This is a genomic window from Helicobacter pylori, assembly GCF_011140715.1.
Lineage (GTDB): Bacteria > Campylobacterota > Campylobacteria > Campylobacterales > Helicobacteraceae > Helicobacter > Helicobacter pylori_DA.
In genome coordinates, this window is the sequence record NZ_SFZZ01000075.1 from 1 (window position 1) to 21677 (window position 21677).

At 39.2% G+C, this 21677-nt stretch carries 21 protein-coding genes, 1 tRNA gene and 1 pseudogene; 8 read left to right on the plus strand and 15 right to left on the minus strand.

Features of this window, described 5'->3' with window-relative positions; translation table 11 throughout:
• Positions 1–293 precede the first annotated feature (293 nt).
• Complete coding sequence (locus EWZ81_RS07275; protein WP_165549505.1) at positions 294–1451, plus strand: SulP family inorganic anion transporter; 1158 nt, start codon at positions 294–296, stop codon at positions 1449–1451.
• Positions 1452–1489: 38 nt separating this feature from the next.
• On the opposite strand, the gene EWZ81_RS07280 is transcribed toward EWZ81_RS07275, so the two are convergent.
• From EWZ81_RS07280 to kdsB, 3 genes and pseudogenes are all read right to left on the minus strand, one after another.
• A tRNA-Asn gene (locus EWZ81_RS07280) sits at positions 1490–1564 on the minus strand.
• Positions 1565–1691: 127 nt separating this feature from the next.
• A pseudogene (hopA, locus tag EWZ81_RS07285) lies at positions 1692–3144 on the minus strand (porin HopA).
• A 193-nt stretch (positions 3145–3337) separates the two neighbouring features.
• Positions 3338–4069, minus strand: a complete 732-nt coding sequence (gene kdsB, locus EWZ81_RS07290) for a 3-deoxy-manno-octulosonate cytidylyltransferase (RefSeq protein ID WP_165549506.1) — start codon at positions 4067–4069, stop codon at positions 3338–3340.
• A gap of 106 nt (positions 4070–4175) precedes the next feature.
• Between kdsB and dsbK the strand changes: the two genes are divergently transcribed.
• From dsbK to EWZ81_RS07310, 4 genes are read left to right on the plus strand one after another with little or no spacing between them, the layout of a single operon-like run.
• Positions 4176–4973 (plus strand): protein disulfide-isomerase DsbK, encoded by a 798-nt coding sequence (dsbK, locus tag EWZ81_RS07295; RefSeq protein WP_165549507.1) that lies wholly within the window; start codon positions 4176–4178, stop codon positions 4971–4973.
• 15 nt (positions 4974–4988) lie between these two features.
• On the plus strand, positions 4989–5636 hold the full coding sequence (locus EWZ81_RS07300) for a UPF0323 family lipoprotein (protein ID WP_165549508.1): 648 nt from the start codon (positions 4989–4991) through the stop codon (positions 5634–5636).
• A gap of 23 nt (positions 5637–5659) precedes the next feature.
• Positions 5660–6832, plus strand: a complete 1173-nt coding sequence (locus EWZ81_RS07305) for a glutathionylspermidine synthase family protein (RefSeq protein ID WP_165549509.1) — start codon at positions 5660–5662, stop codon at positions 6830–6832.
• On the plus strand, positions 6832–7362 hold the full coding sequence (locus EWZ81_RS07310) for a PepSY-associated TM helix domain-containing protein (RefSeq protein ID WP_165549510.1): 531 nt from the start codon (positions 6832–6834) through the stop codon (positions 7360–7362). Before EWZ81_RS07305 ends, EWZ81_RS07310 begins: the two co-directional genes overlap by 1 nt.
• A gap of 720 nt (positions 7363–8082) precedes the next feature.
• Here the strand turns inward: EWZ81_RS07310 and hcpE are convergent.
• From hcpE to flgI, 12 genes are all read right to left on the minus strand, one after another.
• Positions 8083–9144, minus strand: coding sequence for a Sel1-like repeat protein HcpE (gene hcpE / locus EWZ81_RS07315; RefSeq protein ID WP_165549511.1), 1062 nt, complete (start codon positions 9142–9144; stop codon positions 8083–8085).
• Positions 9145–9235: 91 nt separating this feature from the next.
• Positions 9236–9607 (minus strand): c-type cytochrome, encoded by a 372-nt coding sequence (locus EWZ81_RS07320; RefSeq protein WP_165549512.1) that lies wholly within the window; start codon positions 9605–9607, stop codon positions 9236–9238.
• Positions 9607–10527 carry a hydroxymethylbilane synthase gene (gene hemC, locus EWZ81_RS07325; protein WP_165549513.1) on the minus strand — a complete coding sequence of 307 codons (921 nt, stop codon included), beginning with the start codon at positions 10525–10527 and terminating at the stop codon, positions 9607–9609. Before hemC ends, EWZ81_RS07320 begins: the two co-directional genes overlap by 1 nt.
• Positions 10528–10537: 10 nt before the next feature.
• Entirely contained in the window at positions 10538–12271 is a 1734-nt protein-coding gene (gene proS / locus EWZ81_RS07330) for a proline--tRNA ligase (RefSeq protein WP_165549514.1), read from the minus strand.
• A gap of 3 nt (positions 12272–12274) precedes the next feature.
• Complete coding sequence (hemA, locus tag EWZ81_RS07335; protein ID WP_165549515.1) at positions 12275–13624, minus strand: glutamyl-tRNA reductase; 1350 nt, start codon at positions 13622–13624, stop codon at positions 12275–12277.
• Positions 13624–14547 carry a polyprenyl synthetase family protein gene (locus EWZ81_RS07340; RefSeq protein ID WP_165549516.1) on the minus strand — a complete coding sequence of 308 codons (924 nt, stop codon included), beginning with the start codon at positions 14545–14547 and terminating at the stop codon, positions 13624–13626. The genes hemA and EWZ81_RS07340 overlap by 1 nt, the downstream gene beginning before the upstream one ends.
• Positions 14548–14556: 9 nt before the next feature.
• On the minus strand, positions 14557–14952 hold the full coding sequence (locus EWZ81_RS07345; protein ID WP_165549517.1) for a hypothetical protein: 396 nt from the start codon (positions 14950–14952) through the stop codon (positions 14557–14559).
• Positions 14945–15229 (minus strand): DUF2018 family protein, encoded by a 285-nt coding sequence (locus tag EWZ81_RS07350; protein ID WP_001206072.1) that lies wholly within the window; start codon positions 15227–15229, stop codon positions 14945–14947. Before EWZ81_RS07350 ends, EWZ81_RS07345 begins: the two co-directional genes overlap by 8 nt.
• 20 nt (positions 15230–15249) lie before the next feature.
• Positions 15250–15684, minus strand: coding sequence for a DNA starvation/stationary phase protection protein (gene dps / locus EWZ81_RS07355; protein ID WP_000846455.1), 435 nt, complete (start codon positions 15682–15684; stop codon positions 15250–15252).
• 208 nt (positions 15685–15892) lie between these two features.
• Positions 15893–17023 carry an acid survival sensor histidine kinase gene (gene flgS, locus EWZ81_RS07360; RefSeq protein WP_165549518.1) on the minus strand — a complete coding sequence of 377 codons (1131 nt, stop codon included), beginning with the start codon at positions 17021–17023 and terminating at the stop codon, positions 15893–15895.
• Positions 17020–17337 carry a hypothetical protein gene (locus EWZ81_RS07365; RefSeq protein ID WP_165549519.1) on the minus strand — a complete coding sequence of 106 codons (318 nt, stop codon included), beginning with the start codon at positions 17335–17337 and terminating at the stop codon, positions 17020–17022. The genes flgS and EWZ81_RS07365 overlap by 4 nt, the downstream gene beginning before the upstream one ends.
• On the minus strand, positions 17334–18362 hold the full coding sequence (gene flgI / locus EWZ81_RS07370; protein ID WP_000832014.1) for a flagellar basal body P-ring protein FlgI: 1029 nt from the start codon (positions 18360–18362) through the stop codon (positions 17334–17336). The genes EWZ81_RS07365 and flgI overlap by 4 nt, the downstream gene beginning before the upstream one ends.
• Positions 18363–18541: 179 nt before the next feature.
• Here flgI and EWZ81_RS07375 point away from each other — a divergent pair, with 179 nt between their 5' ends.
• From EWZ81_RS07375 to EWZ81_RS07385, 3 genes are read left to right on the plus strand one after another with little or no spacing between them, the layout of a single operon-like run.
• Positions 18542–20017 (plus strand): DEAD/DEAH box helicase, encoded by a 1476-nt coding sequence (locus EWZ81_RS07375; RefSeq protein ID WP_078267069.1) that lies wholly within the window; start codon positions 18542–18544, stop codon positions 20015–20017.
• 20 nt (positions 20018–20037) lie between these two features.
• The gene (locus EWZ81_RS07380) at positions 20038–21126 is read left to right on the plus strand and encodes a prohibitin family protein (RefSeq protein WP_001121046.1); all 1089 of its coding nucleotides are present in this window, start codon (positions 20038–20040) and stop codon (positions 21124–21126) included.
• Between the two features lie 6 nt (positions 21127–21132).
• Positions 21133–21672: a DUF2393 domain-containing protein gene (locus EWZ81_RS07385; RefSeq protein ID WP_165549520.1), complete on the plus strand. Its 540-nt coding sequence runs from the start codon at positions 21133–21135 to the stop codon at positions 21670–21672.
• The last annotated feature ends 5 nt before the right edge of the window (positions 21673–21677 follow it).

Consider the following 21677-nt stretch of genomic DNA (forward strand, 5'->3'; position numbering starts at 1 on the left):
GAGAGAAAGAGAGAGCCAGAGGGATTTTTTGATTTTCATGTTTTCTCCTTTTAATAGATTTTTGTTGGTTTCGCATTCCCATGATAGTCATGTTTATGAAATTTCGCCATTTTACCACACAATTCTTATTTTTAACTTAAAATTTATATTTTGAAAAAAAAAAAAAACAATTTTAAGTATTTTTTACAATAAAATATCATATAGCTTGATTTAAGAAAAGGGATTTTATCCGGTTTGAAATTGGTTTTTAAATCTTTGGTTACAATCAAGCCATTCTAATGGGAAAGAAAGGCATGTTGGAAAAGATACAAAAAGAATGGTTGAGTAACATTCAAAAAGATTTGTTGTCTGGTTTTGTGGTGGGGCTTTCTGTGATCCCAGAGACGGCCGGCTTTGCGATCATGGTGGGTTTAGATGTGGGCGTGGCGTTTTATACGACCTTTTATATGGCTTTTGTGTTGTCTCTTTTTGGGGCTAGAAAGGCGATGATTAGTGCAGCGGCCGGCTCAGTGGCGCTCATTTTGGTGGGCGTGGTTAAAAACTATGGGCTTGAATACGCGGGCGTGGCGACTCTTATGGCAGGAATGTTGCAAATTCTTTTAGGCTATTTGAAAATAGGGAATCTTTTAAGATTTATCCCTCAATCAGTGATGTATGGCTTTGTGAACGCGCTAGGCATTTTGCTTTTAATGGAGCAATTCAAATTCCTTCAAAACCAAAATTTAGGGGTGTTTATTTTGCTTTTTATTGGAATATTGATCATTTATCTCTTCCCTTTAATCACTAAAAAAATCCCCTCTAATCTGATTTGTATCCTTGCAGTGAGCGCGATCGCTTTAATTTTTGATATGCATGCGCCGAATTTGGGGAGCATTGAGCAAGGGGTTTCAGGCTTTCATTTCATCATTATCCCCAAAAATTTGGATTTTAAAATCGTTATAGGATTGTTGCCTTACGCTTTTTCTTTAGCACTAGTGGGCACGATAGAAAGCTTATTGACCGCTAAAACTTTAGATGTCATTTTAAAAGACGGCATGAGCGATAAAAATAGAGAAACTAAAGCGCAAGGCTTGGGGAATATCATCTCAGGGCTTTTGGGGGGAATGACAGGGTGCGCTTTAGTGGGGCAGTCTATCATTAACGCAAAATCCGGGGCCAAAACAAGGCTTTCTACTTTTTTTGCCGGCTTTTCTTTAATGGTGCTAATATTAGTGTTTAATGAATATGTGGTTAAGATCCCCATTGTGGCGGTTGTGGCGGTGATGGTGATGATTTCTTTCACCACTTTTAATTTCCAATCCGTTATGAACATTAAAACAATCAAGCTCTATGACACGCTCAACATGCTCTTAGTCGTGGCGGTGGTTTTATACACGCATAATTTAGCGATAGGGGTTGTGGTGGGGGTGTTAGTCAATGCGTTATGGATCAAATCAAAAGGGATTGCGTGAATTTTTGTTGTAAAAAGAAAAAAGATGGGTTAAAAGTATGGCTCCAGATGTAGGATTCGAACCTACGACCAAGCGGTTAACAGCCGCCTACTCTACCGCTGAGCTAATCTGGAATTTCGCTCAAAAATGAAAAGAAATTTTAGTGTGTTTTTTGTAGAAAGTCAAGTAAAATGATGCCGTTATTCATTGAGAGCCAAAAGATTGGCTTTGTCCTCATTAGTAATGAGAACCGATTCAATATCAATAAGCCAAAACATAATTGAAATACACGCTATAAAGTCTTCTATAGGCTAATTTAGCGCCCATGAAAGAATAGTAATTGGTGTTGATCGTGGGGATTTTCACGCCTAATTCAATGCCATGGTGAATCCCTTGAAGCCTTAAACCGGTATTGAATAAGAATTGGAAATTGGTGTTGTTGATTTTAGCGTTGTAGGCGCTATTGGTGATTTTTAAATTCGCAGATTGGTTATTAAGCCATGTCGTGCCGGCTAATGCGATGCCCCCAAAAATGCCAAAAGAGACTTTGCGGTTTTTATCGGATCCGCCATTGATGAAATTCAATAAAAGATCACTGCCCGCACCATAGGTGAAAACATTGGAAGCGGAGTTAAAAAAGTTGGATTTGATATAGGCATGGTTGTAATCAAAAAAGGCATAATACCGGATCCCAAAAAATTTATTTTTCCCAAAGAATTGCTTATAGCCTAATTGCACGCCCACGCCATTCATCGCCCCGTTATTGCTTTGAGAGTTAATCAATCCCACGCTTCTAAAAGGGTTATGGCCAAACTCTTTGGTGGTAGTTTGGAATTCAGAATATTGGGTTTCGTTGAGGGAATAACTATAGCTAGATCGGCTCACCAAACTGTGAAACCCTTTAGAACCGGGCGTTTTTTGAAGGGTGTTATAGATGGTTGCTAAATTGTCCCCTTTGAGGTAAGAGATCGTATCGTTAATAACGCTTGATACTTGATTAAGGTTTTTATTGAAATCAGCGTTGGTAAACGCGCTTGGTTGGTTTGGACTTTCTGGGTCAGTTCTTCGGGCTTCTGCGGCGGCTTTTTTAGCGCTATCAATCATACTAGTAATGGCGTTAAAGGTGCTGCCAAAAATAGCGCATGCGTTCCCGCTTGCATTAATGCCCCATGGTTTGCCATTGCCCCCGTCTATTCCTGGGCATTGGCTTTGAAGGGTATTAATAATGGTGCTAGCTTGCCCTAAAAGATGTTCGTAGTCATTTCCAATAGTGAGATTATTGTTTTTATTTTCTAGAGTATTTTGGAGCAATTGAGAAATCGCATTGATTTTGTCGTATTCATTAGTGGGTAGCGTACCACTAGCTAAATTAGAGGCTACCACTTGCCACATGCCCACCGCAGAGCTGAGCGCTGAAGACACGGCTTGATTGGCACTATTAGGGGTCGTTTTTAATCGGTTAGCGCTCTCTTTTAGATTATTAATCGCTTGAGTAGTGCTTGAATTGGTGTTAGAGGCCGTTTGTTTGAGCTCGTTTATAGCGGGTTAAAAGATTGTTCAAGTTTTCGTAAGCGTTGGAGACTTTTTGGATTTCGCCGGTGTTTTTCACCATTTGAGCGGCTTCGCCGATTTGATAGCCCACGCTCATAAAAACGCCGTCATCTTCAGCAAGGAGAGATGAAACCATAAGAGAAAGTAAAATCGTTTTTTTCATAAAATGTTCCTTAAAGTAATGTTTTATTTGTAAAATCGTATCAAATTGAAACTTTATTTACAATGAGTTTAAATTGTGCCATAAATTTATTGAATTTTTAATAAAATTGAGCAAAAATTAAGAAATTTTGCTTTTTTTTGGATTTAAAAAGAGGTTTTTAATGGTGAAAAATGCTTTGAGTGCTTTTTAAAATTTATCTCTCAAGGGGATTGGGGCTAAAAATTTTCAAAGCGTTTTGCAAATCTTCTTTGGTGTCAATGCCCACGCTTTGGCTTTGAACGATTTTTACTAGAATCTTTTTTTGGTAATACAAAGCCCTTAATTGCTCTAATTTTTCTGTATCCTCTAAAACGCAAGGTTTTAAAGCGCATAATTCTTCTAAGATTTCTTTATTGTGGAAGCCATAGATACCGATATGCCCTAAAAGGGGGGTTTGGCGTTTCGCATCAAAATCTCGTAAAAAGGGGATAAGGGAGCGCGAAAAATACAAGGCGTTATTTTGATTGTCTAAAACCACCTTGACTAAATTAGGGCTTTTGGCTTGCTCTTCATCAATGACCTTAGCGCAAGTCGCCATGAAAGGGGCGTTTTTGGTGGCTTCTAATAACGCTAAAATGACTTCTTTTTCTAAAAAAGGCTCATCGCCTTGCAAGTTTAAAACCCTTTCATCGTTTTTTAACCCTAAAATTCGCGCCGCTTCCAAACAGCGTTCTGTGCCGCTATTGTGGTGTTTGGAGGTTAGCACCGCTTTAATGTGGAATTTTTGGCATGTTTGCATGATGCTTTCATCATCGCAAGCGACTACGCATTCATCTACAAGATTTGCATTTTTAGCGCAACGGACTACCATAGGCAAGCCAAAAATATCTTCTAGCACTTTATTTTCAAAACGACTGGATTTTAACCTAGCAGGAATGATAATCATCTTTAAACCTTTTTAAGCCAAAATAGGGGATTTTATGGTATTATACCCATTAAAAGCTTATTCCTTTTATTGTAAGGGTTTATGCTATTGAACTTTAGGAGTTTTAATGATATTAAGAGCGAGTGTGTTGAGCGCGTTACTTCTTGTAGGCTTAGGGGCAGCCCCTAAACATTCAGTTTCAGCTAATGACAAACGGATGCAGGATAATTTAGTGAGCGTGATTGAAAAACAAACCAATAAAAAGGTGCGTATTTTAGAAATCAAGCCTTTAAAATCCAGCCAGGATTTAAAAATAGTCGTTATTGAAGATCCGGACACTAAATACAATATTCCGCTTGTAGTGAGTAAGGATGGTAATTTAGTCATAGGGCTTAGCAACATATTCTTTAGCAATAAAAGCGATGATGTGCAATTAGTCGCAGAAACCAATCAAAAAATCCAAGCCCTTAACGCTACGCAACAAAATAGTGCGAAATTGAACGCTATTTTTAATGAAATACCGGCTGATTATGCGATAGAGTTGCCCTCTACTAACGCTGCAAATAAGGATAAAATCCTTTATATTGTTTCTGATCCCATGTGCCCGCATTGCCAAAAAGAGCTCACTAAACTCAGGGATCACTTGAAAGAAAATACCGTGAGAATGGTTGTAGTGGGGTGGCTTGGAGTCAATTCAGCTAAAAAAGCGGCTTTGATCCAAGAAGAAATGGCGAAAGCTAGGGCTAGGGGAGCGAGCGTTGAAGATAAAATCTCTATCCTTGAAAAGATTTATTCCACCCAATACGATATTAACGCTCAAAAAGAGCCTGAAGATTTACGCACTAAAGTGGAAAATGTCACTAAAAAGATTTTTGAATCTGGCGTGATTAAGGGTGTGCCTTTCTTATACCATTATAAGGCATGATATAAGGCTACTCTCATGAAAAAACCCTACAGAAAGATTTCTGATTATGCGATCGTGGGTGGTTTGAGCGCGTTAGTGATGGTGAGCATTGTGGGGTGTAAGAGCAATGCCGATGACAAACCCAAAGAGCAAAGCTCTTTAAGTCAAAGCGTTCAAAAAGGCGCGTTTGTGATTTTAGAAGAGCAAAAGGATAAATCTTACAAGGTTGTTGAAGAATACCCTAGCTCAAGAACCCACATCATAGTGCGCGATTTGCAAGGCAATGAACGAGTGCTAAGCAATGAAGAGATTCAAAAGCTCATCAAAGAAGAAGAAGCCAAAATTGATAACGGCACGAGCAAGCTTGTCCAGCCTAATAATGGAGGGAGTAATGAAAGCTCAGGCTTTGGCTTGGGGAGTGCGATTTTAGGGAGCGCGGCGGGGGCGATTTTAGGGAGTTATATTGGCAATAAGCTTTTCAATAACCCTAATTATCAGCAAAATGCCCAACGGACCTACAAATCCCCACAAGCTTACCAACGCTCTCAAAATTCCTTTTCTAAAAGTGCACCCAGCACTTCAAGCATGGGCGGAGCGAGTAAGGGACAGAGCGGGTTTTTTGGCTCTAGTAGACCTACTAGCTCGCCGGCGGTAAGCTCTGGGACAAGGGGCTTTAACTCATAATTTAATTGATTCAAGGCTAAAAAATGCAAGTGATTCCTTTAAAACCTTTAGACAATAAGACCTTAGAAGAAATCGGCTTAGATTGGCACACGAATGATGACATGTCATCTTATATCGCTGATGAAATGGTGGTTGTTTCTCAAAAAGAAGCGGACACTTATTATGACGCTTGTAATGAGCTTTATGACATGTTTGTAGAAACGGCTGAAGAGGCCATTAAAAACGATCGCTTTTTTGAATTGGATATTCCTAACGCGCTCATTCCTATGATCAAACAGAGTTTTGAAGAGGAAGTGCATTGGCATATTTACGGGCGTTTTGATTTAGCCGGGGGGCTTGATGGCAAGCCCATTAAATTATTGGAATTTAACGCTGATACCCCTACCATGCTTTATGAAACCGCGCTGATCCAATGGGCGTTACTCAAAGCGAATGGCTATGATGAAAACAAGCAATTCAATAACCTTTATGAAGCGCTTGGCGAGAATTTTAAACGCATGGTAACTTTGGGCGAAGACACGAGCCGTTTTGAGGAAATGTATGAGGGGTGGAAAATCCTTTTTTCAAGCGTTAGGGGGAATATTGAAGAAGAGCGCACCATGCGTTTTTTGCAAGACGCTGCTCAGAGCGTGGGGTTTGAAACGGATTTTTCTTACATTGATGAAGTAGAGTTTAATGTAGAAGAGGGCGTGTTTAAAAACGGCTTGAATTATGAGTTTTTATTCAAACTGATCCCATGGGAAAACATCGCTATTGATGAGCCAGAATTAGCCCTTTTGATGCAAGGCATGATGGAAAATAAAAACACGATTTTTTTAAACCCGGCTTATACGATCCTTTTCCAATCCAAGCGTTTTTTAAAACTTTTATGGGACAGATACCCCAACCACCCCTTATTGTTAGAAACGAGTTATGAGCCTTTAACCCATAAAAAGCAAATCAAAAAAGTGGCTTTTGGTAGGGAAGGGGCGAATAGTGAAATCTTTGAAGCTTCCATGCAATCGCTTTTGAAAACGGACGGCGTTTATTCTAACCACAAACCCGTTTATCAAGAGTTTTACGAACTCAATTCGCATAATGGGTTGTATTATCAGCCGAATGTGTTTTTTGCTTATGAATCTTGCGCGTTAGGGTTTAGAAAAGGGGGGCTAGTCTTGGATAATTTTTCTAAATTCGTGAGCCACAGGTTGCAATAATGAGCGCAATGATGCGTTATTTTCACATTTATGCGACCACTTTTTTCTTCCCTTTGGCGCTTCTTTTTGCGGTTAGCGGGCTTTTATTGCTCTTTGGGGTGCGCCAAGACACCGGCGCTACTATCAAAGAGTGGGTTTTAGAAAAATCCTTAAAAAAAGAAGAACGATTGGATTTTTTGAAAGACTTTATAAAAGAAAACCATATCGCTATGCCTAAAAGGATAGAGCCTAGAGAGCATAGGGGAGCGTTAGTCATTGGCACGCCTTTGTATGAAATCAACCTTGAAACTAAAGGCGACCAAACAAAAATCAAAACCATTGAAAGGGGCTTTTTAGGCGTGCTCATCATGCTGCATAAGGCTAAGGTGGGCGTTGTGTTTAAGGTGCTTTTGGGGATTTTTTGCGTGTTTTTATTGTTGTTTTATTTGAGCGCGTTTTTAATGGTGGCTTTTAAGGACACTAAACGCATGTTTATAAGCGTTTTGATAGGGAGTGTGGTGTTCTTTGGAGCGATCTATTGGTCTTTGTAGGGTTTAAAAATATCAGCTCTGTTTTGGATATTGGTTATGAAATCTAAAAAATGCCTTTGGGTGTTTTGACAACCAAAATAAAAAAGCTTGCGAATTAAAAAAGGGGGTTGTAGGGGAATGATTTCAAAATACCCCTATTCTTTTATGAGTTTTAAAAACCCTATTTTTTAAAAATTAAAGAATAACTAAACCAACAAACCCCTAAAACTCTATCTTTAAACTAAAAGCGTTTTTATCTGTCTCATCTGACAACAATTTTTAAAAGAACGCTTGAAATTTAACTATTTTTCATTATTTTTATCAAGTCTTTTTATAGTGCATGCAATATCGCTCTGTTATCGTGTGATTCGTGTTTGTAGCGTGCTTATAATAGCAACCGCAAAAGCCATAAATTAAAATCATTGAAAAACACAACCAAACGCATATCTATCCCATAGCGCAAAAACACGCTAAAATGTTTTTATAGGACTTTTAAACCTAAAACCCACTTCAAGCTAACCTAACAAAAATTTACACTATAAAAACACGCTAACAAACACAACCAAACAACCGCAAAAAACATTCAAAAAGTTTTCTTTTTGAAAATAGACAAATCCCTAAAAACACTAAAGATTAAAAATTAATAGGGTGGGTTTCTGCTTTAGCTCTTAAAACAGAGCCAAATCTTTGAAAAGTTTTGAGTTAAATAACAGATGATAATTTAGGGGGTGGTTTAAATTTTCAATACCCCCTGAGTTTGGTGAGGTTTTCGCATGCCTGTTTCATGCCTAGCTTACAGCCCTTGTCATAAATCATTATGGCGTTTTCTTTATCTTTCATGTTGTAATACATGCCCGCTAGAGCGAAGCAACCCACTTCATCGCCCATATCGCAACCCCTTTCATAATTATCAAGGGCTTTCCTCAAGTCTTTTGGAACAGTGCCCCCTTGCGAATACATAAAGCCCATCCTAGAGCAGCTCACCGCGCTCCCCATATCGCATGCTTGTTTGAAATAATTAAAAGCCTTTTGAGGGTCTTTTTTGACATACCTGCCTAACATATACATAGAGCCTAAACTCGCGCAACCACCAGAATTGTTTAAAGCACAAGCTTTTTGCAAATAATCAAACGCTACTTCAAAATCTTCATCAAGCCCTGCATCGCCATTTTCAAACAAACTCCCTAACGCGCGGCAAGCCTGCCCATCATCCAATCGGCACGCTTTCAAATAATAGATGACGGCTTTATGGTTGCTCTGTTTGACTTCTAAAAAGCCTTTTTCATAAGCCACGCCCAAAACATAACACCCCTTAGCCATATCAAAATTACAGCTTTTTTGATAGTAGGTAACCGCTTGAGCGGCATTGCCTTTGATTTTTCTATCATAAATAATGCCTAAATTGTAGCAACTCTCAGGGTGTTTTAAAACGCACGCTTTAGCATAAGCGTCAATGGCCTCCTGATAATTTTGAGTCGTGCCTAACCCCTCATCATAAAGCCCCCCTAAACCAAAACACCCTTCCCTATCATCAGCTTGGCATGCGGTTTTATAATATTCTAGGGCTTTTTTATAATCTATTCTAGTGCCTTGCCCGTTTTCATAAATGATTCCTAATTGCGTGCAACCTTCACTCACCCCATCGTTGCATGCTTTTTTAAAATAAGACGCCGCTTTAGAATAATTCCCACTTTTATAGGCTCTTTCACCAATCCCCAAAAAGCTATTGTCTTGTTTCCCCCATAAATGGGCGTTCAAAAAAAATAACCCTCCAACTAATATTTTTAAAATTTTGATATTCATCTTTACCTTCTTTTAAATTCTGATTTTTAGAACCCTCTTCAATCAAAACAAAAATGCAACGCTCCATTTTAGCATAAATCAAGCGCTTTGATTAAGGCTTAGGAGAATCCTTATGCTCTTCTTTATGCTCTAAAGAGGTGATGTAAAGATAAATCGCTTGGATTTCTTCTAAATTCAGGTTGTATTTAGGCATCATGCCTTTGCCTAAACTCAAAGCGTCTTTAAAGGTTTTAAAATCTAAATGGTTGATTTTAGGGGCGTAGAGGATTTTTTTCTCGCCTTTTTCATAATAAAAGGTGATTTCTTGTTGTTCGCCTTTAATGCCATGGCATTTCGCGCACGCAACACCCCTAGGGTTTTTATAAAGAGCCAGCCCGTATTCAAAATCAGAGATGAAATCCGCTTCTTTAGCGCTCAAACTTAACCACCACAAGAACAAAACTAGCACGATAAACAAACGCATTAAAACAACTGCGCCTTTTCTAAAATCTCTTTAGCCCCGCTTTGTAAAAACGCTTCTAAAAGCTCTTGAACCAGATCAAGTGCCTTATTTTTATCCCCTTGCTTTTCTTTAGTGATGACTTCTTTCCCATTAGGCAAGCCTAAAACCGCATGGATTTTAACCCTATCGCCCATTAAGCTCGCATGCACGCCAATAGGGATCTGACACCCCCCATTAAGCCCTTTGATAAACTCCCTTTCTAAATGGCAGCAAAACGCGCTTTCTTCATCGTTGAGTTTTTGAAGCGTAATAAAATGCTTGTGGTTTTTGAGCATTTCCACCCCTAAAGCCCCCTGACCCATGCTAGGAATCATTTCTTCCACGCTAAAAGCCTTGCGGTATTTCGCTCCTTGAATTTCTAGGCGGCACAACCCGGCTTCAGCCAAAATGATAGCGTCAAATTCTCCGCATTCAAGCTTTTTCAAACGGGTTTGGACATTCCCCCTTAAGCTTTCTGTGTCCAAATCCTGGCGTTTTAGTTTGAGTTGCATGGAGCGCCTTAAAGAAGTCGTGCCAACCTTTGCTCCTTTAGGCAAGCTCATCAAATCAGGGAATTTCACGCTTAAAAAAGTGTCCCTCACATCAGCCCTTTTGGTGATGCATGCCAAGTCTAACCCCTTTTCAAACACGACCGGCACATCTTTTAAAGAATGCACCGCCAAATCAATTTCGCCTTTTAAAAGCAATTCTTCTAATTCCTTAGTGAATAGCCCCTTACCGCCAATCTTATTTAAAGGGGTGTCTAAGATTTTATCGCCCTTAGTCTTAACGATTTGAATCTCGCTTTCTATAAGGCATTCTTTTTTCAGGCGTTCTTTAATGTGATTTGCTTGCCATAAGGCTAATTCGCTCCCCCTAGAGCCAATCACTAAATTTCCCACTCTCTCCCCCTTATTCGCTTTCTAACATTTCTAAAATTTTTTCTTCTAATTCTGTGTCTTTAAGCGTTTGTTTTTCTAAATTAGCGCGTTTGATGCATTCAAATTCTTTACTCTCTAAAGTTTGCTTCCCAACAATGAGCGCTAGTCGTTCCCCAATCAATTCAAAATCCCTCATCTTCGCCCCAAAACGCGCATCTCTGTCGTCTAACAGCGCATCAACGCCCTTTTGACGCAGCCTTTCATACACTTCAAAAGCGAGTTTTTTTTGCGCTTCATCTTTCCAATTAGAAACCACGATCACCACATCAAAAGGAGCGGTATTTTTCGTCCATACACAGCCTAGATCATCGCTTTTTTGCTCTAAAATCGCGCTGAGTAATCGGCTAATGCCTATCCCATAGCACCCCATTTCAAAAAATTGCTCCTTGCCATTCTTATCCAAGAAACTAGCTTTCAAGCTTTTAGCATAGCCTTGCCCGAGTTTGAAAATATGCCCCACCTCCAAACTCTTATGGTATTTCAACGCTCCTTGACAATTAGGGCAACAATCGCTCTCTTTAACTTGGACAATATCTGCATAAACAAGGTTTTCAAACCCTTTTAAATCCACGCCCACCGCATGAAAATCCTTTTCATTAGCCCCAACGATCAAGCAATCGCCCTCTTTTAAATCTTCATCAAAAATGATGTAAGAAACATGCTTTTTCAAGCCATAAGGCCCTATAAAGCCCGCTATTAACCCTGCATTATCCAAATCTTTTTGACTTGCCTCTCTCAATTCTAAAGCGTTCGCTCCTATAATGTTCAAAGCGTTTAGTGCTTTAGTCTCCTCTAAATTGTCATCGCCCCTAGTAAAAAAGCACGCTAGGGTTTCTTTATCTTTATGGATCACTTTTCTAACAAGCGCTTTTAAAACAAAATAAGGCTCTGTTTTAAAAAACTCCGCCACGCTTTGAGCGCTGGTGGTATTAGGGGTAGGGAATTTCGCTAATTGCGCTTTGGGGACATTTAAAGGCTCAGGCCTTTTAGAGCGTTTAGCGATTTCAATATTGGCGGCATAATCGCAATTTTGACACACCACGATTGTGTCTTCCCCACACTCTGTTAAAACGACAAATTCCCTGCTTTTACTCCCCCCAATCGCCCCGCTATCCGCTTCCACAATGCGAAAATCCAAACCCAAATCGCTTAAAATCTCTTTATAAGCGTTTTGCGTGTTTAAAAATTCCTCATCCAAGCTTTCAGTATCTTCATGAAAGCTATAACCATCTTTCATGATAAATTCTCTCGCTCTCACCAGCCCAAATCTCGGGCGGATCTCATCACGGAATTTCGTGTGGATTTGATAGAGATGTACGGGTAATTGCTTGTAGCTTTTAATGAAATTAGCGGCAATTTCGGTGATATTTTCTTCTAAAGTGGGGCTTAAAACAAAATCATTGTCTTTTCGGTCTTTAAAAACCAATAATTCCTTGCCGTATTTATCCAAACGGCCTGATTTTTCCCACAAACTCGCCAAAACCACAAAACTCATTAAAATGTTTTGCGCCCCATGCTCTTGCATGCGTTTGTGCGTGATGTTTTCTATCTTGTCTAGCACTTTTTTAGCTAAGGGCAAAAAATTATAAATCCCGCTACCTACTTGATAAATGTATCCTGCTTGAGCTAGGTGTTTATGGCTTTTTAACACGGCATCTTTAGGGGGTTCTTTGAGGGTGGGGGCAAAGAGTTTTGAAAATAGCATGCATTATTCCTCGTAATATTCGCATTTATAGAGATTCAAATTCTGGGCATGGTTAGCGTTAGATTTGTCTAAATTAAACAAGTTTTTAATCGCGCCCACAAGCACATCGGATTCTTCTTTTTGAGCGTTCTTTTTTAAAGCGATAGTAGGGTGGTGTAAAAAAGTGTTGAAAGCGTTGTGCAAGATCTTTTCAATATTGCCTTCGTATTCTTTAGGCACATAGCGTTTTTTGAGCGCCTTTTGCAATTCCTTTTGGGCTGAAATCCTAGCCAATTCCCTTAAATCCTTAATCAAAGGCTCTATTTCTAAGCTTTGGATCCATTGGTAAAACTCCATTGTGGCAAGCCCTACAATCTCATAAGCTTTCGTCCGGCTTTCTTGCCTGTTTCCCACATTTTCTTTCACCATAGGCTCTAAATCATCCACGCTGTATAAGAAAATATTATTGAATACCGGCTTTTCAATATTTCGTGGCACGGCTAAATCAAACCAAAAACGCCTGAAAATCGTTTCTTTTAACATGGAATTTTGCACGATAAAGTTCGGCGAAGAAGTGGCGCAAAAAAGCAATGCGTATTCATTGATATAAGCGCTTAAATGTTCTATATTTTGAAAGCCCACTTTTTTAGGCTCTTCTAATTCCTTGACAAAATCTTCAAATTTAGCCGCATTACGCCCTAAGATGAGCGTTTCAAATTGCTTGTTTAAAAGGTGCTTGATGACCAATTGAGCCATCTCGCCAAGCCCTATCACAAGGGCTTTTTTATCCTTAATCTTTTCTTTTTCAAAAATACTAAGCGCTTCTTTGACCGCCACTGAAGAGATGGAGACCCCTTGCTTGGAAATGCCGGTTAAATTGCGCACTTTAGCGGCGCATTTGAAAGCAAAATGGAGCAATCGGGTTAAATCTTTGGAGCAAAATTTCTCTTCAAAGGCGAATTTATAGGCGTTTTTCATCTGCCCTGTGATTTGAGTTTCCCCCACCACTAGGCTATCCAAACTGCTGCACACGCTGAAGACATGATGGACCGCGCTTTCATCAGTGTTCATTAAAACGCATTTTTCTAAATCAGACACGCTCATTTTTTTATTTTGAGCCAAGATTTTTAATAGTGCGTTTTTTTGTTCATTAGCGTGAGTGCCATGCCTTAGGCTCGCATAGATTTCAAAGCGGTTGCATGTGGATAACACCATGCACTCTTTGATGTTAGGGCAATGGTTTTTAATGGTTTGTAAAAATTCTTTAAGCGTTGCGTTCGAATTGATAGCGAGTTTTTCGCGCATTTCTAAGCTCATGCTTTTATGCGTAAAGGCTAGGGTGAAATATTTTGACAAATGAGTTTCTAACTCCATTAAAAAGTCCTATAAATGACATCTTGCGCTAGTTTTTCTAAAATCAAATTGTTTTCCCCTTTAATGGCTTCAAGGGCCTTTTTAGAATAAACTTGAGCGATCTTAAGGGTTTCTTCTATGATACCATGTTGCTTGAATTTTTCCTTAGTCCACCCTATGATTTCATGGCTATCTTGTTTGAAATAGGAAATTAAAAGCCCTTGTTCATGCTGATTTAATTTTTCATATAAAAGCAAGTAGGGTAAAGTGGTCTTGCCCTCTTTAAAATCGCTAAAATTGGGCTTACCTAGAGTGTTGGCGTCTTGAGTGATGTCTAATAAATCATCAATGATTTGAAACGCCATGCCAAAATTTAATCCAAAATCCGCATATATTTTGGCGTCTTTATTTAAAAGAATCGCCATGCTCTTTAGGCTCGCTTCTATGAAATGAGCGGTCTTGTCTTCTAAAATACGCCAGTATTTTTGTTTGTCGCTATTAAAACTTCCCCCCACAAACACGTCTTCAATCTCGCCTCTAGAGAGCCTTAAAACCGCATTAGAGAGGATTTGAGCGATGGATTCACCCATTTTAGATAGTTCAAAAAAGGCTTTAGAATAAAACACATCCCCAAGCATCACGGCGTTAAAATTACCAAAAAGAGCGTTAATGCTAGGGAGTTTTCGGCGCATGGTCGCCTTATCAATCACATCATCATGCAATAAAGAAGCGGTCTGTATCATTTCCACAATCGCACACAAATTGAGTGCTTTATCTAATAAAATAGCGTCTATTTTTTCGTCTAACAAAGCGAGCATGAGTTTGGAACGCAACATTTTTGAAGGGCCAATCTTAGAAAACAATTCATCTATAAAGCCGCTTTCTATTTCTTTGATCCAAGAAGCGATTCTATTTTGAATGGCTTGAAGTTGTTTTTCTTGCATGCAAATTCCTTAAGGCTCTTTAGGGGAAAAAACAAGGGGCATGGGGGCTAAAAGCCTTAAAGTGGCTTTATCTTCTTTAAAATCTTTAAACACAAGCGACAGAGCGCTGTCAGAAGAAAAGTTTTTTTCAAAAACTTTAAGGTTGTAGGTGTTTCTCGCATGATCGGTGTATAAAATAAACTGGTAAGGGAAATGGTTAAAACGCATGTTAATGACTAAACCTTTATTTGCGTATAAAGTCCAATAGAGCGTAATTTCTTTGGTTTGTTCGTTAGAAGTGTCTTTGATGATCGCTTTAAAGACTTCATCTTTTTTTAATTCTAGCGTTTTATCGATCCCATAATCAAGCCCAAACGCCTTTAAAAAAACAAGGAATATCAAGCCATAGCGGATAAGCTCATTCATTCCCGCTGAGAATATTCGCCATGGATTGGATCACAATGTCTGTTTTCCTGCTCTCTATTTTTTGTTGCAACTCTTCATCCATTCTTAAAGCTTTGGCGAAAGATTCAAACTTTTCTTCCAAGTCTTCTTTTTCTATAAAAGTTTCCAAGAGAGCCAGAAGCTCCAAAAGCCTTTCTAGCTCTTTTTTAGAAAGCTTTCTGCTCGCATGAAAAATAATGTCATTCCACTTGTCTAAGGGGTTTCCCTCAAAAATTTCAAGCTCGCTATAATCCCTCATGCTGGCTTCTTTTTGATGGCTTAAGCTAAATGGGCTTCTAGCATCCAAATGGATTTTTGCAACTTGGCTAATTGATCATCCGCATAAGTTACGGTGACTTTATCACCTTCTTTTTCAGCGGTGTTAGAAAGCTCTTTAAATTCTTTTTCTAGGTGTTTGTAATCGCCTAGAATTTCTTTAAAGATGTCTTTAGAGTGGAAGCTCGTTTTAGTTTCTTCTTTAACACGAGTGAGTTTGAGCGCTTCAGATAAAGTCACTAAGGGGTGGTGTCCTAATTGAGCGATCCTTTCAGCGAGATCATCAAACATGTCCGCAAATTCTTCATAAATTTCTTCAGTGGCTTTATGCACATTGAAAAAATCAGTGCCTTTCACATTCCAATGGAAGTTATGCACTTTCATAAACAACACGATCGCATCCGCTTGCAAATGTTTTAAAATTTCAAATGTTTTCATCAAAAGTCCTTTTTTTATAAAATGTTTTAGGCTTTTATTTTCATAAAAACCTTGATCGCTATCCTACACCAAAAGAGTTAATAAAAAATTTTTTTGATCTTATTTTTGTCAAAAACTGATAAACCCTATTCAATTTAATATTCTTTAATCTTTTTAAAATTTTGTTTTATCGTAAAACTCATTTTTTAAGGGGGGATAATTATCCAAATTAAGAAGCGTTAAGAATCCTAATTTCAAAGGTTTTTTCTTGGTTTTCTAATAGCGCAATGCTCCCTTCATGGGCTTTAACCACTTGTAAAGACAGGGCTAACCCTAGGCCATTACCCTTTAATTTGGTGGTTTCAAAAGGCTCAAATAAAGCGCTTTTGTTTTCCACTTCCTTGCCGTTATCAATAATGGTGAAGACAATAAATTCATTTTGAATGAACGCTTCAATTTTGACCTGGCCCTGTTCGCTCTCTTCTAAGGCTTCAATCGCATCAATGGCGTTATACAAGAAATTTTGTAACACAATCCCCATTAAATCAAAGTCAAAAAACCCTTCTTCATCGCTAAAATTAAAAAGAAAATCAATGTCTTTAGAGTAAGTGTAGCAGTTTAGGGCTTCTTTGAGATCGCTCTCTAGCGTTTTCAAACTTTGCTTGGTGCGGTTGGCTTGAATGCCTTTAGAAAAAAGCAAGGTGGCTTTAATGATTCTTTCCACGCGCCATAAAGCTTTTTGCAATTCTACAACAATGGGCTTAGTCTTTTCGTTCGCATGCTTTAATAACACCGAAGCTAAAAGAGAGATAGAGCCTACGGGGTTTCTGATCTCATGGGCCAAATGCGCTGAGATTTTCCCCATAGAAGCGAGCCGCTCTTGGCGTTTTTGAGCGCTAATATCGGTTGCGGTGATGATTTGCTTGCCCTGAATGCTGTTTTGCTGGACTAAATAGCTTTTATTTTCATGTTCAATTTCGGTGTTAAAATTTCCTAATTTAGCCTTATTGAACACCTCATGGCTTTGATTGGCTAAAGAATTTTTATAAAAAAAGCTCCCGTTTTCATTCATCACCCAAATCGCTTGCGGTAAAATCTCTATGACCCATTCATAAAGGGCTTTATAATCCTTAAACTCCTTTTCCACCTTGTAGCTTTGTAAAATGAATTGGTTTAAAAGCTCTAATAACTCTTGCATGTCTTTTTTGTTGGAAAAATTTTCTAATAAATCTTCGCTCTCTTTGGGTTTAAAATTTTCTAATGAAATCACATTATTTTCGTTTTCTAACAACCCCTTGAAAGAAGAAGCCTTATCAGAGCGTTTCAAAGGGGAGTTTTTCAAGTGCTTGGATTTTTTCATGGTTTTTGTTTTTCTCGCTCTTTTAAGAAATTAAACAGCATTTCGCTATAACCAAAATTCCCGCTCAATTCTTTAGAAAGCGTGTCCTTATACATGGATGCATAAATCTCATCGCCTGGGGCTTTAGGATACAAAGGGTTATCCATTTTCATAGCGGTATCTAGCATGAATTTTAAAAGCAACGCTTCAAAAGAATCGGTTTGCTCTTTGAGGAGCTTGTCGTTTTTATTTTGAGCCAGCGCTTTTAATTTCTCTTCGCTCGCCAATTTAGAAACATTGTATTGCTCTAACATGGTTTTATTGTTGTTTATCATAGTATCTCCATTTCAGCGCTAATCGCGCCGCTTTTTTTTAGGGCTTGCAAGATTGAAACCATCCCCTTAGCGCTCACGCCAATTTTTTGTAAGGCTTTTACCACCCCGGCAATGGTGATGTTTTTCCCGTTAGAGCTCAGCGTGTTGTGAGCGGTGTCTAAGGACATGTTATTGTCTAAATCCTGCGTGTTTTTAGAATCATTTAAAGGCTCTTTAGTGATTTTAAGCGTGATGTCTTGGCTTGTAACCACTATAGGATGCACGATTATATCCACTCCTGAAACGATCGTTCCTGATTTTTCATCTACAATGATCTTATTTTTCGCGCTGTAGTTAATAGGGATTTCTTGCACTAAAGCTAAAAACTCCACCATAGAAAGACGCTCTGGGCGGGTGATTTGAATGGTTTTGGGATCTAGTGCTATGGCTACTTTATTGCCAAATACTTTATTTAGAGTGTTTTGCACTTGGATAGCGTTTTTAAAATTAGGGTTTTTCAGGCTTAAAGTCATGGCGTTTTTATGGAACAAATCATACGAAACTTCCCTTTCAATAGTCGCCCCATTGATGATATTGGCTGAGAGCAAGTTATTAGAATTGCCCGAAATAATAGCCCCTTGAGCGAGGGCGTAAATATTCCCATCTACCGCATTTAAAGGGGTCATCACTAAAGTCCCTCCTTGAATGGATTTCGCATCGCCAATAGAAGAAATGTGAATATCAATTTTATCGCCCTGTCTTGCAAAGGGGGGCAAGGAGGCCGTAATCATCACGGCAGCGACATTTTTAGATTTAATATCATCTGCAGAAATTTTAACGTTCACGCTCTCTAGCATGTTAGAAATGGATTGCATGGTGAATTTTGAGCCGGATTTATCCCCTGTGCCATTCAAACCAATCACAAGCCCATATCCAATCAGCTGGTTATCCCTTACGCCTACCACGCTCGCTATATCGCCTATTTTTTCGGCTAAAAGCTCGTGAAAGGCTAATACAAAAATAAGACACAAAAACACCCGTTTCAATCAAACCCTTTCATTTATTTACCCCATCATTTTAGCATAAGCCTTTTATAAAAACTTTAAACCTAATTGAGCGCATTTTTATGCTATACTCAAAAATCTTATAAACTTTAAATCAAAGATTTTAATTTTAGCCTTTTATCAGCTTAAAGTTTCAAATTAAATTGAGGTATGAATCTCCCATGGAATTGAATCAACCACCACTCCCTACAGAAATTGATGATGACGCTTATCATAAGCCGAGTTTTAATGACTTGGGCTTAAAAGAATCGGTTTTAAAATCCGTCTATGAAGCCGGTTTCACTTCCCCAAGCCCCATTCAAGAAAAGGCTATTCCGGCTGTTTTACAAGGCCGAGATGTGATCGCGCAAGCCCAAACAGGCACAGGAAAAACCGCCGCTTTCGCTCTGCCCATTATCAACAACCTTAAAAACAACCACACCATAGAGGCCTTAGTGATCACGCCCACCAGAGAATTAGCCATGCAAATTAGCGATGAGATTTTTAAATTGGGCAAACACACCAGGACTAAAACCGTGTGCGTGTATGGAGGCCAGAGCGTTAAAAAACAATGCGAATTTATTAAGAAAAACCCCCAAGTGATGATCGCTACACCAGGAAGACTGCTCGATCACTTAAAGAATGAGCGCATCCATAAATTTGTGCCTAAAGTGGTCGTTTTAGATGAAAGCGATGAAATGCTAGATATGGGATTTTTAGACGATATTGAAGAGATTTTTGACTACCTCCCTAGCGAAGCGCAGATTTTGCTTTTTTCAGCCACGATGCCAGAGCCGATTAAAAGATTAGCGGATAAGATTTTAGAAAACCCTATTAAAATCCATATTGCCCCCTCTAATATCACTAACACTGACATCACCCAACGCTTTTATGTGATCAACGAGCATGAGAGGGCTGAAGCGATCATGCGCCTTTTAGACACCCAAGCGCCCAAAAAGAGCATTGTTTTCACGCGCACCAAAAAAGAAGCCGATGAATTGCACCAATTCCTTGCTTCTAAAAATTACAAAAGTACCGCCTTGCATGGGGATATGGATCAAAGGGATCGCCGCTCTTCTATCATGGCGTTTAAAAAAAATGACGCTGATGTGTTGGTGGCTACAGATGTGGCGAGCCGTGGGCTAGACATTAGCGGTGTAAGCCATGTGTTTAACTACCACTTGCCTCTAAACACCGAGAGCTATATCCATCGCATTGGGAGAACCGGGCGAGCGGGCAAAAAAGGCATGGCGATCACTTTAGTAACCCCCTTAGAATACAAAGAACTTTTACGCATGCAAAAAGAAATTGATTCAGAGATTGAACTTTTTGAGATCCCCACCATTAACGAAAATCAGATCATCAAAACCTTGCATGACGCTAAAGTGTCTGAAGGAATCATCAGCCTTTATGAACAGCTTACCGAAATTTTTGAGCCGTCTCAATTGGTTTTAAAACTTTTGAGTTTGCAGTTTGAAACCAGCAAAATCGGCTTAAACCAGCAAGAAATTGATGCGATTCAAAACCCTAAAGAAAAAACGCCAAAACCCTCTAACAAAAAAACGCAGCATGAGCGAGCGCGTTCTTTCAAAAAGGGCCATTACAGAGAAAAAGGCTCTAAAACGAACCACCATTCTAAAAAACCCAAACGCCGTTAAAATATTTAAAAAGGAAATTCATGCCCATTGATTTGAACGAACATTTAAAAAAGAAAAATCCTCAAAGAGAAAACCCTACGCCCAACACGCCTAATAATGGGGGGCGTTTCATCCCGCCGTCTAATTCTTTTAATTCTAAAAAACTATCGGTTTTAATCGTCATTGTCCTTTTAGGCGTTATCGCTTTTTTGGCCAAGCCTTTTGAAGTGATCAGCTCAGGAGAAATTGGCATTAAAATCACCGCCGGGAAATACGAACCCACCCCCTTACAGCCAGGAATCCACTTTTTTGTGCCTATCATTCAAGACATTCTCATTGTGGATACAAGGATCAGGAATATCAATTTTTCACGCACCGAAGACATGGGCGTGGCGGGTAAAAACCAAGGGATTTTTAGAAACGACGCTATTAACGTGATGGATAGTAGGGGTTTGACCGTTTCTATTGAACTCACCGTGCAATACCGCCTAAACCCCCAAACCACCCCCCAAACGATCGCTACTTATGGCTTGTCTTGGGAGCAAAAAATCATCAACCCTGTAGTGCGCGATGTGGTGCGATCTGTCGTGGGGCGCTATCCGGCTGAAGATTTACCCATTAAGCGCAACGAAATCGCCGCTCTTATCAATAGCGGTATCAATAAAGAAGTTTCTAAGCTCCCCAACACCCCTGTGGAATTAAGCTCTATCCAATTGAGAGAAATCGTCTTGCCCGCTAAGATTAAAGAGCAAATTGAAAAAGTCCAAATCGCGCGCCAAGAATCAGAAAGGGTGAAATATGAGGTGGAGCGCTCTAAACAAGAAGCTCAAAAACAAGCCGCTCTGGCTAAAGGGGAAGCGGACGCTAACAGGATTAAGGCTCAGGGCGTGGCGGATGCGATCGTGATTGAGGCTAAGGCGAAATCTCAAGCTAATTTAAGCATTTCGCAAAGCTTGAGCGACAAGCTTTTAAGACTGCGCCAAATTGAAGTTCAAGGCCAGTTTAATGAAGCGTTAAAAACGAACAACAACGCTCAAATCATGCTCACTCCAGGCGGGGCTGTGCCTAACATTTGGATTGACACTAAAAGTAAGGTTAAATCTAGCATTGCCGAGAGTAAAGAGCCTTAAAAACGCATGGCGTCTCTTGCCTTTATCCAAGCTTTTTTGGAGTCTTTTAAGGGATTTTTAAGCCAAGCGACTTTAATCAGCGTTTTAATAGCGAGCGTTTTAATCCTTTTTTGTGCGATTTTGCTCCTTTTGGCTTTGCTTTTAAGAAACCGCATAGCTAGCTATATGGCAACAACAGCTTTTTTGGGTGCGTTTTTAAGCATGCCTTTTGTTTTGAAGGTTTTACTCACTCAAGCGATCTATCCCATAGAAACACGCATTTTACACGCTAACCCTTTAAGTTATAGCAACGCCTTTTCTTTGCAAGTGGGAGTCAAAAACATTTCCAAATTCAGTCTAAACAAATGCGTTTTACGCTTAGAAGTGCTTAAAAACCCTCACAATTTTGTAGAAGAGCATGCCTTTAAATGGTTTGTCAAAAAAAGCTATGAAAAAACCTTTAAAGAAAAGATTTTGCCCAAAGAATCTAAGGTCTTTTCATTCTTTATTGACGACTACCCTTATTCAAAAACAGCCCCCTATCAAGTTTCTTTGTTTTGTTTGTAGAAAAC

Excerpts from the sequence above, each read along its gene's own strand:
- dps (WP_000846455.1), bottom strand. The coding sequence starts at position 15,684 with ATGAAAACATTTGAAATTTTAAAACATTTGCAAGCGGATGCGATCGTG.
- EWZ81_RS07375 (WP_078267069.1), top strand. The coding sequence starts at position 18,542 with ATGGAATTGAATCAACCACCACTCCCTACAGAAATTGATGATGACGCT.
- EWZ81_RS07385 (WP_165549520.1), top strand. The coding sequence starts at position 21,133 with ATGGCGTCTCTTGCCTTTATCCAAGCTTTTTTGGAGTCTTTTAAGGGA.
- EWZ81_RS07305 (WP_165549509.1), top strand. The coding sequence starts at position 5,660 with ATGCAAGTGATTCCTTTAAAACCTTTAGACAATAAGACCTTAGAAGAA.
- dsbK (WP_165549507.1), top strand. The coding sequence starts at position 4,176 with ATGATATTAAGAGCGAGTGTGTTGAGCGCGTTACTTCTTGTAGGCTTA.
- EWZ81_RS07310 (WP_165549510.1), top strand. The coding sequence starts at position 6,832 with ATGAGCGCAATGATGCGTTATTTTCACATTTATGCGACCACTTTTTTC.
- proS (WP_165549514.1), bottom strand. The coding sequence starts at position 12,271 with ATGCTATTTTCAAAACTCTTTGCCCCCACCCTCAAAGAACCCCCTAAA.
- EWZ81_RS07365 (WP_165549519.1), bottom strand. The coding sequence starts at position 17,337 with ATGATAAACAACAATAAAACCATGTTAGAGCAATACAATGTTTCTAAA.
- hemA (WP_165549515.1), bottom strand. The coding sequence starts at position 13,624 with ATGGAGTTAGAAACTCATTTGTCAAAATATTTCACCCTAGCCTTTACG.
- flgS (WP_165549518.1), bottom strand. The coding sequence starts at position 17,023 with ATGAAAAAATCCAAGCACTTGAAAAACTCCCCTTTGAAACGCTCTGAT.
- EWZ81_RS07340 (WP_165549516.1), bottom strand. The coding sequence starts at position 14,547 with ATGCAAGAAAAACAACTTCAAGCCATTCAAAATAGAATCGCTTCTTGG.
- EWZ81_RS07300 (WP_165549508.1), top strand. The coding sequence starts at position 4,989 with ATGAAAAAACCCTACAGAAAGATTTCTGATTATGCGATCGTGGGTGGT.
- EWZ81_RS07345 (WP_165549517.1), bottom strand. The coding sequence starts at position 14,952 with ATGAATGAGCTTATCCGCTATGGCTTGATATTCCTTGTTTTTTTAAAG.
- EWZ81_RS07320 (WP_165549512.1), bottom strand. The coding sequence starts at position 9,607 with ATGCGTTTGTTTATCGTGCTAGTTTTGTTCTTGTGGTGGTTAAGTTTG.
- kdsB (WP_165549506.1), bottom strand. The coding sequence starts at position 4,069 with ATGATTATCATTCCTGCTAGGTTAAAATCCAGTCGTTTTGAAAATAAA.
- hcpE (WP_165549511.1), bottom strand. The coding sequence starts at position 9,144 with ATGAATATCAAAATTTTAAAAATATTAGTTGGAGGGTTATTTTTTTTG.
- EWZ81_RS07350 (WP_001206072.1), bottom strand. The coding sequence starts at position 15,229 with ATGAGGGATTATAGCGAGCTTGAAATTTTTGAGGGAAACCCCTTAGAC.
- EWZ81_RS07275 (WP_165549505.1), top strand. The coding sequence starts at position 294 with ATGTTGGAAAAGATACAAAAAGAATGGTTGAGTAACATTCAAAAAGAT.
- EWZ81_RS07380 (WP_001121046.1), top strand. The coding sequence starts at position 20,038 with ATGCCCATTGATTTGAACGAACATTTAAAAAAGAAAAATCCTCAAAGA.